Consider the following 10,934-nt stretch of genomic DNA (forward strand, 5'->3'; position numbering starts at 1 on the left):
AGTGGTCAGCGTGTAGTTGGAGGCGGTTGCGCCCGTGATGGCCGTGGCGTTGGTGCCGCTGGTATCGTCCGCCCGGTACCATTGATAGGTGTAGGATAGCGGATCGCCATCGGGATCGGTCCAGCTTCCGTTGCCCGTGGACAGCGCATTACCAACCGTCGCCGTGCCCGTGACCGACGGCACCACACTGTTCACCGGCGCGGCATTGCCGCCGCCTGCCGTTGTGCTGGCATCGACCTTGACGGGCGTGACCATCAGATTGCCGGCGCTGTCCTCCGCCACGAAATAGACGTCGTAGTCGGTGCCGGCGGTCAGGCCGGTAACGGCGCTGAAACTGCTGTCGAAATTACCGCTGTTGGCGGTTGAGTTGCCGGATTTCAGCGCCACCGCACCCGTGGAGTCCTGCCCGGCCTTGACCTGGGCGGCCGTGGGCGCGGTGGCATTGTTGGCGACGACCACATAATAGACCGTGCCGGCCTCATCCAGGCTGGCGGATGGCGTGAAGCCGTCGGTCGTGGCGCTGCCCACTGACGGGGCGACGTCGAAGGTGGGGGGCGTGGTGTCGCTGCCGGTGTTCAAATTGATCGTGCTGGTCCGTGCGGTGCTGGTCGTCTCTCCGTCATGAACGGTGACTGTCGCTGTGCGGGCACCCGCAGTGAAGCTGCCGGCACTGTTTTTATACTGGATCATCCGGATGACCGACTGGTAGTCGGCCACGGAAGCGGCACCGTTCAAGGTGATCGTGGCCCCGTCATTGGCAAGCACCGCAATGCCATAGGTCTTGGCCGTGTTGACGTCCGCCGTGGAGAGGGTCAACGTCTCGTTTCCGGTATCGGCGATCCCGGACAAGGTGATCGTGGCGCCCAGCAGGCGTGTGTCGGTATCGGTCTGCGCCAGATCGGCATTGGGCGCAATGAGCACGCCCGAAGCAGGCGTTCCGCTATTGACGGTCTCATCGTTTCCGACACCGGTTCCGTTCAGATCGACCGTCGGCGCCCCGGCATTCCAGTGAACCTCGTAAGCGCCAAGGTCCAGCGCACCGTCACGAATGCGGTCGATGCCACGGATATCGTAACTCCCGCCGTAATAGCTCGCATTGCTGCTGTCGCCGGCGTTGATGAACGACGTCGCGGTCGAGGCCGGACGATAGTCGCGCAGCGAGAGATTGGCATTGCTGCTATCAACAAACGTCGCGTTGCCGGTGATTTCGCCCTGGTAATTGTTGCCAGAGCTAAAACTGACCTTCGCACTATTATAGTATATGGCGTTCGGATCTGAGTACGCAGTGCCACCAAGATTTCCAGAATTCCCAGCAATAATTGTATTATAAACACTAGCAGTAGCAGTTCCCGTTGCTCCGTCATAATATATACCAATACCAGCCGTCCTCATGTGTAATGCGGCTGCATTATTATTTACGTATGAATTGTTTGCCATAGTAACATTTCTTATATTTACTGTAAATTCTGATCCAGAATTCCACTGCGATATGATTCCACCTGCAAAATTTGTACTATTTGTATTCATAGTGTAACTATTATCAACAAAAATACTATTTTCAATCGTCAACGTATTTCTAACGGTGGAACGAACAACAGAATAGGCAGCCGTTCCTGTAACAACGCCCGTGTTCCCACTGAAAATAGAGTTCTTAATAGTCAGAGACTCTGATGCCGCGGAGCCTGTTGCAATTGCATTGTTCAAATTATCCCTGAATATAGAATTTTCTACAACAAGAGATCCAGACTGCAAAGTAAGTGCACCCTGAAAAGCAATTGTACCAGAATAAAACTGCTCAAATATTAGCCCCTTGACATTAAGTGTCTTTCCGGCAGCATTAAATAGAATCCCTCTGTAGTCAGAAGATGTTGTTGTTTGGTCGCCATTATCGCCTGATAGTATGATATCAGCGACCCCGTCACCATTCACATCACCATTGATGGTGAAACTCTGCGCAGCCGCGGTCAGGTAGGAGGTCGTGACGCCCAGGGAAACCTTGCCAGACGCCAGCGTCGGGTCGAAAACAATTATATCCCCGGCAGCCGCATTGACGATCGCATGGTTCAGCGAGCCCGCTGCCGTCCCGGACGCCACGGTGACGGTGACGGTGTTCAGCCGACCTGAGAAAGCCTCCATGGAAGACGCCGCGAAGGGCGTCGTCGCCTCGATGATCCCGGTCTGCAGCTCCAGCGTCCAGTTCTGTCCTGTCGCATTGCCGGTCTGGTCATTGGAAACAGCAACATCCGCTCCGGTCAGCCGATGGATCGTCTGAGCGAATTCCTGCCCCACCTCTCCGGCGCCGACGTTGCAGGCATAGAACAGGATATCGCCGCCGGGCTTCAGGGCAGCACCGATGGCTTGGAGATCCTGCGCACGGTTCGCCAAGCCATCGGCCCAGTAGACGCGACCCGCGATATAGAGGTGCCCCTCCCCGCCATGGCTGACGACCTGGATGGAATCGAGGTTCGACATCCCGGCCAGCGCCTGGGTCATCTGGCTGAGCGCTTCCTGCTCGGGATCAAGCAAAACGACCTTGGCGTCGGGGGCGATATCCTTGATCAGGGTCTCATAATCGCTCACCGTCGTATCGATGAACACCACCGTTCGCACCACGGTTTCCGCCTGGGTGGCTGCGGGGTGTATGTCGACCGCCTTTTCACCGGTCTCATCGGTCGTGGCATTGCCACCCGGCACGGCCTCATAAGCGGCCAGGGCATGGGCCAGGCCATCGGCTTCATGGGCCGAGGCGTCCTGGGGGGCCGGAAGGGCCGAGGCATGCACATCCGCCGCAACCTCCGCCACCGTGGCCACGGCCGCCGCGTCGAACATCATCCGTGGCTCAAGCGCCATGGCGAACATGGAGGAAGAGGGTTTGCGCGCCTTGCCGCTGTTCCCGTTTCCGCCAATGCTCTTCCCGTTCTGCAAACGTGCCATGACCCGTCCCCCGATAATCACCCTAGACTGTCCGGCCTACCCCGGATGAACGTATGCATGGTAGAAATTTATGTGAAAACATTCCAGAAATTAACAAGTTAACGTATGATGCCCAAGTGTTCGTCCGGGAAATTTATTTCCTGCCCTTCCTTACCACCTGCCGCCACCGCCTGGGACCCCAAGTCAATCGGCCTGGACATCATTCCGCTGTTTCCAATGTCGTTCTGATAGAAACCGGGCCGGACAACACAAGGCCCCTGGCATCTGGATGGCGAAGGCCCTGGAGAGACCGACTTCCGAAGCAAGACATCCGGGTTATTCGGTCAATCAATTGATATTAATAGTGTTTTAGATCATGGTCGAGGCTCCCGTGCCGGGCGCTGTCGCCGCCGGCAATGGCTAGGGATCGCAAAACAAGGTAGAGCACTGTTTTTCCGTTTCAATCATATATAGCATCTTATATATGCTCAAGCTGGTGGTGAATGCGCCACCGCCCGTTCAATCGGCCTTGGCCGCATCGGAGGTTTCGTCATGGATGCCTATCTCGGTTTGATTTTCCCCTTCGCGGGCACCTTCGCCCCAATGGGAACGGCCCAATGCTGGGGCCAGGCGCTGCCCGTAGGGCAAAACCAGGCATTGTACTCGATCATCACCACCATATATGGCGGCAATGGCAACCCGAACTTCAATCTGCCCGACCTGCGCGGCCGCGTCCTGATGGGGTCCGGCACCAGCCCCTATCTGAACCAGACCATCAATCCCGGCAGTTCCGGCGGTACAGCCAGCACCGTCTTGACCCAGAGCAACCTGCCGCTGCATAATCATGCAGCCACCTTCACACCGGCTGGCGGCTCCTCCGCCTCCACCATCAATGCCAACGTGACGATCCCGATCGGCACGGCCACCGGCAACGCGAATGCCCCTGTTTCCGGTGCCAACTACCTTGGTGGCGCCCATCTGGATGATGGTGGTTCGGGCTTCGTGTTCGAGGGGCCCTATACCAGCACGCCCCCGGGCGCCGGCGCGTATCTCCAGGGCACCGCCACCGGCAACGTCACAGTGGCTGGCGGCGGCGGCACGGTCGCTGTCCAGCCGGGAGGTGGCGTAACAAACCCGGTGCCGATCAACAACGTGCAGCCCTTCCTGGCTGTCACCATGTATATCGTGACCATGGGTCTTTACCCGACCCGCGACTGACCTCAGGATCGCATCCCGGCTTCCGGTCCCACCGGGCCGGGGTGCGATCCTTCCCCCATGCTGCCTTGCCATCCGGAATTCCCGTCATGACCGCTGATTACAGCACGCTGTCCGCCGAGCAATTCACCCCCCATGTCGGGGAAACCTTCCGGTTCCTGACCCCGGAGGACGAGGCCGTCGTGACCCGGGTCGAGCTGACACTGGTGAAGGAACGGCCGGAATTCACCCCCCGCTGGGCGAAGCGCACATCCTTCTCCTTGATGTTCGAGACAGCGGGCAATAGCGGGCTGCACAATGGCAGCTACCTGATCGACCATCCGGTCACCGGGATGATCGGGCCCTTCTACATCGTCCGGACGGTGCCGCGGGACCCGGCGCGGGCCTGTTTCGAACTCGTGCTGAACTGATCGCCACCAGCGCGGAGGACCGGACCATCCGCGTCGTTCATGCCAGGCCGCCCTGCCCCACCCCCGACGGCATGATCTGTGGCGGCAGATGCCGGATGCCAGGATGGCCGGGCGGCAGCCAGACCAGTTCCAGCATCGGCGGCGCCTGCGACAGCAGCTCGAAGCCCAACCGGTAATAGAACCAGTGGACGCGCGTTTCCGCCTGGTTGACCGACAGGGTCATGGGCAGACGGAGCTGCATCGCCGTGCCCTGCAGGCTGCGCAGCAAGTTGGTCCCGACCCCCTTGCCGCGCGCCAGCCTGTGGATTTCCACCTCGGCCACCCGCCAGTCATAACGGCCGAGATCCATGACGATCCGGCCCACCGGCTGGCCCAGCTTCTCCACCACGAAATCCAGATGCTGGGGATAGCGGGTCTCCTGCCCCGTGCGCATGGCACTGTATTGCTGCTCGTACAGCATGCGGATGAAATCCCGGTCATGATGCGCCTGGCCCAGCCAGGGACGGGCATCCATGAACAGTTCCAGCAGGAAATCATCGTCCGCCGGCCGGGGATGGCGCAGCGACAGCCCGCCCAGCAATGGCAATGTTCCCTGGAAACCGCCCATCATCCATATCCTTTCAGGAAGGGTGCGCCGCCTGCGCTTCATAATCCAAGGGTGATGAAGAGGCAACATACTCATCCAAAGGATGGCATCAGACCGATGATGCCATGATATCCCTTCCTGAAAGAGGAAAAGAAGCCATCGGTGTGAAAGGATGCGGCGGGGCATGTCCGGCCTTATCTTGAGGCGGCCTGTTCTGCTTCGGGCCGACACTCCCAGCCATCCCCATGGGACCTTGTCATGCACGTCTGGTATTTTGTCGGTGACAGCCATGTCCAATCCTTCGAGACCGCCGCCGCCCTGGGATGGCTGCGCTACCCTGCCCGGTTCCTGATCGTTCCCGGCGCCACCGCCGTCGGCCTGCGTAATCCCGAAAGCCGGACCCAGGCCCTTGCCCGCTTTCGGGAAATGTTGCTGCCGGTCGTGCCGGACATCGTGCCGGTCATCCAACTGGGGGAGGTGGATTGCGGCTTCGTCATCTGGTGGCGGGCACAGGCCTATGGCGAGAGCGTGGAAGCGCAACTGGATGCGGCCATCACAGCCTATACCGACTTCGTCGATTTGCTGTGCCATGCCGGCTATGGCCGGGTGGTCGTGACCGGAGCCGTTCCCCCCACCATCCGTGACGGACAGAAATGGGGACCTGTGGCACGCGCCCGTCACGCAGTGACCGCAAGCCTGCGCGATCGTACCGATCTGACATTGCGCTACAACCGCCGGCTGGCCGACATGGCGGCACAAAGAAACCTTCCCTATGCCGATATTGCCGCCCATGCCCTGGATGCCGGAACCGGGCTGATCTGCGACACCTATCGCAATCCCAACCCGCGCGATCATCACCTCCATCCCATCCGGGCCGCCCAGGCCTGGGCGGCGGTCATCAACGGGATCGACCGGAGCCTGTCCGCCATCGATGCGGAACGCGGGTAGCGTTCCGGTTGTCTTGCCGCGGGAAATCCAGGCCTCCTGCCCCGCCGACCGACCGGCAACGAGGCGGGATATTATCTGGTAATATTATATACCCGGTATTTTTAATTACCAAATTCTCCCCTGACGATGCTCCCCTCCGGGGACGCCCCAGGGGGCAGGGGGCTGTCATACGTATCTGCATTGATCAGCACCTATGGTCCTGATCAATGCATCCTTCATGAGCCGGGCGCCGCCATGCGGGCGGCTTGGCACACGCCCGCATGGGCGCGCGGGCGCTCAACTCGGTGTCAGTCATTTCATTCAAGCCGGCCGGTAATTTATATAACCGGGTAATTTTAAATACCCGGTTATATAAATTACCGGCTCCCCGCCATCGCTACGTCACACGCGCTCTTTCACAAGAAGCCAAGGCCAATGGTGATCGGACCATTAGGGTCTGATCACCGCAAAATAATATAAACCCGTCACAGACCATTGCCGGCAATGGTGCCGTCCTTGCGGCGCGACAATTGAACCTGGCCTTCGACGCATTTGACATAGGTGGTCTTGCCCAGGGCCAGGGCATCGCAGATGGTGACCAGGGCGCGGGGCAGGGCGCCGAACTCCTTCGATCCGCGCACCCCTTGATTATAGGTGGCCAGATAGGTCTTCAGGGCTGGCTTCGTGACGGGCTTGCCATTCTGGTCGATCATGAGAAAGGCTCCGGTACCATAACAGATGTCGGGGGCGATCATGTTCCGGCCAGGCCATGTCGCCGGCGCCGGGGGGTTCAACGGACAAATTCAACGGGGGCTCAACGGGAAGCCTCGCCAGTGATGAGCAGTTCGCTTTCGGACAACAGGCGTTCCTCCACCACGATCAGATCGGCGATCGATGGCACCCATTTACGCAGGTTGGTCGGTGCCGTGGCCGCAGCGGGCAGGGTGACGCCCATCTGTCTGGCCCGCTCTGCCCATTTCTTGCGGGTCGCAAAATCACCAGCCTCCAGCCAGCGCAGCGCGGCGACGGCGGCCTTGTCACGCAGGACCAGGCCCCCTGTCCGTGCCTGCTGCCGTTCCGCCGCCTCGCCCAGACGCTGTATCCTGGGCTTGTCAGCCAGGCGAACGGCCTTTTCCAGTTCCGCGATCTCCTTGGTCTTGACGCGGAAAACCAGCCCGACGACGCGGCCGCCATTACCGCCCCGTCCCTGGCGGACCTCGTCCATCTCCACACTGAACTCGGCCAGCTCGTTGATCTCTTCAAGGGCCGGGTCCAGGGCCTTCTTGCGGAAATCCTTGTAGCCTTTCAGCTTGTCCCGGCAGCCCAGGACATCGCGGACCTCCTCGATACGGGCACTCCAGTAAGGTTCCGACGCCCGGCGATCGGCATAGCGTTTGAGGATCTCGTACAGGGTCAGGGAATATTTGCTGGTGAACTGGTAGATCACGGAGAGCGACAGGGCGCTGTAGAGTGCCGGCTCGACCAGGCGCTGTGCAATCTCCTCCGGAAACTCGTATGTCAGCTCGCCCGTCGTCTCGTTGATCGTGATCCGGCCCAGCAGATGGTCGGATACCCAACTGCGACCGTCGGATCCCAGCACATCATATTGGACCAGCACCTTCTGCAGGCGTGTCAGGCTTTCCTTCAGCCAGAAATTGGTATCCCCGTGGCTGGTGGCATCACGAGCCTCCGCCGCGAACCGGCGGATATCGGCCAGCATCGTGGAATGCCGCCGGTGTGTGCTCATGTTGGGTGCGGCGATGGCCAGCAGGTGATTGAAAAGCTTGCGGTCCGACAGGCGTAAATCCTCATTGCCCGTCGTCCGGACCTCGACAAGGGCTGTCGCTTTGATAAGGGTGCCCCCTGCTTTCTTGGCCCGGCTTGCATGAGAAGGGCCGGCGTGCAAGGGAGGCTGTGTTGCCATCTCATCTCTCTGGATACAGTCCGGTACTCATCCATATCCCGGACCATGATGCAAGTTTCTTGTCCGTTGAAAAAGTCCGCTGAAACGCCGCAGGCGCCCTTATTCCTTAGATTCCTAATAATCCTAGAAGGGAATATCATTTTGTTTTCAAAGACTTGTCAGAATACACCGGACTTTTTCAACGATCCAGCGGACCTTTTCAACGCTTCACAGGGACCTTTTCAACGCCCTTGGGGCTGGAACCCGGACCTTTTCAACGGTCTCGTTGCAGAACAAGGCCTTGACCATTGATCCCCGGACTTTTTCAACGCCCTTGCAGTCTGAACCCGGACCTTCTCAACGGCCCCCCCCGGGCGGCGCTGCACCGGACCTTTTCAACGGGGTCCTGGGTTGAGGGGGCGAATCGCGTTCCGCTCGATTCTACCGCCGGTCGCCTGGTTTTTACCGGACCTTTTCAACGGGGGCGGCGGGAGCCCTCACCAGTTCACCGGACCTTTTCAACGGGTCGATAGAGGCTGGTGTGAAAGGAAGCGGGTTCTGCCCGTATGGTGATGGACGCCTCATGCTATTTTGCGGTGATCAGAACCAATAGGCTCTGATCACCCCCCTCAGCCGGCGCCCACATTCGTGGGCATGCGCCGGCGCCAACACTCGTTGGCTTGGCTATGCCGCACGAGCGGTCTCATTGACATACACACTCCTCATACACATAGTTTCAGGCTCTGGTATGGAGGTTCCAATGCATCCGCCTGTTGCATCCCGGCCTGTCGTTTCCGGTTCACGACAGGCATCCCCGCTGCGTCAGCGAACCAATGTGACATTGCCGGAGGACCTGCTGCAGGAAGCACGTCACCTGAAGATCAACCTGTCACAGGCCTGTGAACGCGGCCTGACGGCAGCGGTTTCCGCTGCGAAGGCCCAGGCCTGGCTGGAGGAGAACCAGGGCGCGATCAGCGCCTGGAATGCCCATGTCGATGAACATGATGTGCCGCTTGCCGAGTACAGACAGTTCTGATGGCCCGATACGACCTCTATCCCATGCCACGGCACGGGCGCGGCTATCTTCTCGACATACAGGCCGACCTGCTTGATCGTCTCGATACACGGGTTGTGGTGCCTCTGTTCCGGGAAGAGGATGCACCGCCTCCGATGGCCGGCCTGAACCCGGTTTTCCAGATCAATGGCCATCGCCACGTCATGCTGACCCAGTCCATTGCCACCATAAGGCGCAGGGACTTGGGAAAGCCGGTCCTGTCCCTGGATGGACAGCATGACACGATCACGGCTGCCCTGGATTTTCTGCTGTCCGGTATCTGAAGGACGCCCCGGATGGAAGGGGAGCCCGGACGCCGCCCCGCTCTTGTGCGGGGTCGCCAAGCCAACGAATGTTGGCGCCGGCGATTTGAGGGCGGTAATCAGAACCAATATTGTCCGGTTCGCGCGAACGTAATAGGAACTAAGCGATGAGCATTGATGTTGGACGGCGCAGTGGGCGCAATCCGGTTTCTGGTAGCGGATCAGATCCCCACACATAGTCTCCTGTCAGGCCGATATGCTCCCAGCCCAGGGGCGCCACATGTCGGATGCGGTAATGGCGCCCGACCGGATAGAGGCAGCTAGGCGCAGCAGCTCCTGCCAATGGACGGCCAGATGTTCAAGATCGATTTCGCCGCCGATCAGCGGCTTCAGGATGGTGGGCGGCCTATCGCCGGGAAAAAGGTAGAGGCGGCGATTCTTCAGGTGGCAGAGCCCGAAGACATGGTCGGTGACGCCGCCTGTGTCGGTGTAATGCTCCTCAATGGCGAGGCCCGTCTGATGGTAGAGCAGGCCGTCCAGCACATGCGGGGCCTCGCTGGCAGAGGCGGTGATGACCTTAGTGTGAAAGGGGCCGTACTGGTCCGAGATATGGGTGTAGAGGCTGACACCCGGCTCATTGCCATAGCGGGCGTTGACATCGCCCACCGGCGCTGCCATGGCCACCCGCCTTGTAGAACTGCCCATCAGAGGATGAGGTGGTTCCATCGCCCCAGGCGCTGGCCAGGGATAGCGCGCGGTGGGCATCAATGATGCGGGCCAGGGCCAGCGCGTAGGTTTCCTCGCGCACATGCCAGTCATGGACCCAGGCGAGCTGGCGGATGGAAACGCCCCGGCAGGCGTCGGCCATGCGGGTGATGCCGAGATTGATGCCATCGGCCAGGATGACCGTCAGCAGCGTTGGCATGAAGGTCCGGATGGTGGCATAGCGGGACAGCAGCTCGGTGCGGGCGTCGCCGGTGCCGGGGTCTGCCAGGGGTTCCACGCCCGCGACGCTGGCCATGAAGCGGAACCAGCCGACGTCCTTTTCGAGGGCGGCCATGGGGTCGGTGCCGGCCTCGTGGGCGGCGATCAGGCTGCGGCAGGCGGTCACCAGGGTCCGCAGATGGGCCTTGGTGTCTTTCACGGATTGCAGGACCTTGTCGGCCGTGCGGTTTTCAGCTCGCCGGCCCAGCATGACCATCAGCTTGTCGAACATGATCAGGGCGGCATCGGTGAGATCGGTCTGCAACCGGATGGCGGCGGCCGCCAGCAGGGCGCGGCGGCGCTTGTCGGACATCTCGCGGATATGCTGGGCGGTCATGCGGTGGGCGTCGGCCGACAGGCGTGCGAAAGCGATGTCGGGGACGCGGGCTGACGCATGTGCTGGGCCGCCGCACGGCGTCGGCCGGCATTGGTGACCTGACGGGTTCTTTGACTGCGGATGACCGGGAGAGCCTGCTGAGCGAACTGACGGAGTTGGAAGCCCAGCAGGCACGGGTGGCGCAGAAGAAAAGCCGTCTGATCCTGGATCAGGCCCGCGCCCGGCTGGAGGCGGCAGGGGTCGCCGGCGTCCAGGCCAAGCTGCGGCACGGCGATCTGTTGGAGACCGTGCAGGAGCTGGAAGCGGCCAGCGACCTGATCGTGATCGGCAAGCGCGGGGAGG

General features: G+C 60.6%; 9 protein-coding genes and 2 pseudogenes. 6 read left to right on the forward strand and 5 right to left on the reverse strand.

The features are described 5' to 3' along the window. Positions 1-2,934 (reverse strand): DUF4347 domain-containing protein (locus ACM9LZ_RS25190; protein ID WP_416622267.1); only part of this gene is annotated, 2,934 nt, incomplete at its 3' end. A gap of 531 nt (positions 2,935-3,465) precedes the next feature. Here ACM9LZ_RS25190 and ACM9LZ_RS25195 point away from each other — a divergent pair. Both ACM9LZ_RS25195 and ACM9LZ_RS25200 read left to right on the forward strand, forming a co-directional pair. Beyond that, entirely contained in the window at positions 3,466-4,131 is a 666-nt protein-coding gene (locus ACM9LZ_RS25195; protein WP_416622268.1) for a phage tail protein, read from the forward strand. Positions 4,132-4,217: 86 nt separating this feature from the next. Further along, positions 4,218-4,538, forward strand: a complete 321-nt coding sequence (locus ACM9LZ_RS25200) for a DUF6916 family protein (protein WP_416622269.1) — start codon at positions 4,218-4,220, stop codon at positions 4,536-4,538. 37 nt (positions 4,539-4,575) lie between these two features. On the opposite strand, the gene ACM9LZ_RS25205 is transcribed toward ACM9LZ_RS25200, so the two are convergent. Continuing rightward, complete coding sequence (locus ACM9LZ_RS25205; protein ID WP_416622270.1) at positions 4,576-5,148, reverse strand: GNAT family N-acetyltransferase; 573 nt, start codon at positions 5,146-5,148, stop codon at positions 4,576-4,578. Between the two features lie 234 nt (positions 5,149-5,382). Here ACM9LZ_RS25205 and ACM9LZ_RS25210 point away from each other — a divergent pair, with 234 nt between their 5' ends. Next, positions 5,383-6,072 (forward strand): hypothetical protein, encoded by a 690-nt coding sequence (locus tag ACM9LZ_RS25210; protein WP_416622271.1) that lies wholly within the window; start codon positions 5,383-5,385, stop codon positions 6,070-6,072. A 464-nt stretch (positions 6,073-6,536) separates the two neighbouring features. Here the strand turns inward: ACM9LZ_RS25210 and ACM9LZ_RS25215 are convergent, their stop codons facing one another. Continuing rightward, positions 6,537-6,764, reverse strand: a complete 228-nt coding sequence (locus tag ACM9LZ_RS25215; RefSeq protein ID WP_416622272.1) for a hypothetical protein — start codon at positions 6,762-6,764, stop codon at positions 6,537-6,539. Between the two features lie 101 nt (positions 6,765-6,865). Next, a complete protein-coding gene (locus tag ACM9LZ_RS25220) occupies positions 6,866-7,975 on the reverse strand; it encodes a replication initiation protein (RefSeq protein WP_416622273.1) in 1,110 nt (369 codons plus the stop codon). A gap of 739 nt (positions 7,976-8,714) precedes the next feature. Between ACM9LZ_RS25220 and ACM9LZ_RS25225 the strand changes: the two genes are divergently transcribed. Together ACM9LZ_RS25225 and ACM9LZ_RS25230 are read left to right on the forward strand one after the other, a co-directional pair. Further along, positions 8,715-8,990: a type II toxin-antitoxin system CcdA family antitoxin gene (locus ACM9LZ_RS25225; protein ID WP_416622274.1), complete on the forward strand. Its 276-nt coding sequence runs from the start codon at positions 8,715-8,717 to the stop codon at positions 8,988-8,990. After that, the gene (locus tag ACM9LZ_RS25230) at positions 8,990-9,292 is read left to right on the forward strand and encodes a CcdB family protein (RefSeq protein ID WP_416622275.1); all 303 of its coding nucleotides are present in this window, start codon (positions 8,990-8,992) and stop codon (positions 9,290-9,292) included. The genes ACM9LZ_RS25225 and ACM9LZ_RS25230 overlap by 1 nt, the downstream gene beginning before the upstream one ends. Positions 9,293-9,544: 252 nt before the next feature. Here ACM9LZ_RS25230 and ACM9LZ_RS25235 read toward each other — a convergent pair. Beyond that, positions 9,545-10,643, reverse strand: a pseudogene (locus ACM9LZ_RS25235) (Tn3 family transposase); the annotation flags it as partial. Between ACM9LZ_RS25235 and ACM9LZ_RS25240 the strand changes: the two are divergent. After that, positions 10,616-10,934: pseudogene (locus tag ACM9LZ_RS25240) on the forward strand (universal stress protein); the annotation flags it as partial. The pseudogenes ACM9LZ_RS25235 and ACM9LZ_RS25240 sit on opposite strands and share 28 nt — an antisense overlap.

The organism is Niveispirillum fermenti (assembly GCF_048066175.1).
Lineage (GTDB): Bacteria > Pseudomonadota > Alphaproteobacteria > Azospirillales > Azospirillaceae > Niveispirillum > Niveispirillum fermenti.

Bases quoted from the DNA above. Each gene is read 5' to 3' on its own strand.
- ACM9LZ_RS25225 (WP_416622274.1), top strand. From the start codon at position 8,715: ATGCATCCGCCTGTTGCATCCCGGCCTGTCGTTTCCGGTTCACGACAG.
- ACM9LZ_RS25195 (WP_416622268.1), top strand. From the start codon at position 3,466: ATGGATGCCTATCTCGGTTTGATTTTCCCCTTCGCGGGCACCTTCGCC.
- ACM9LZ_RS25220 (WP_416622273.1), bottom strand. From the start codon at position 7,975: ATGGCAACACAGCCTCCCTTGCACGCCGGCCCTTCTCATGCAAGCCGG.
- ACM9LZ_RS25215 (WP_416622272.1), bottom strand. From the start codon at position 6,764: ATGATCGACCAGAATGGCAAGCCCGTCACGAAGCCAGCCCTGAAGACC.
- ACM9LZ_RS25210 (WP_416622271.1), top strand. From the start codon at position 5,383: ATGCACGTCTGGTATTTTGTCGGTGACAGCCATGTCCAATCCTTCGAG.
- ACM9LZ_RS25230 (WP_416622275.1), top strand. From the start codon at position 8,990: ATGGCCCGATACGACCTCTATCCCATGCCACGGCACGGGCGCGGCTAT.
- ACM9LZ_RS25200 (WP_416622269.1), top strand. From the start codon at position 4,218: ATGACCGCTGATTACAGCACGCTGTCCGCCGAGCAATTCACCCCCCAT.
- ACM9LZ_RS25205 (WP_416622270.1), bottom strand. From the start codon at position 5,148: ATGATGGGCGGTTTCCAGGGAACATTGCCATTGCTGGGCGGGCTGTCG.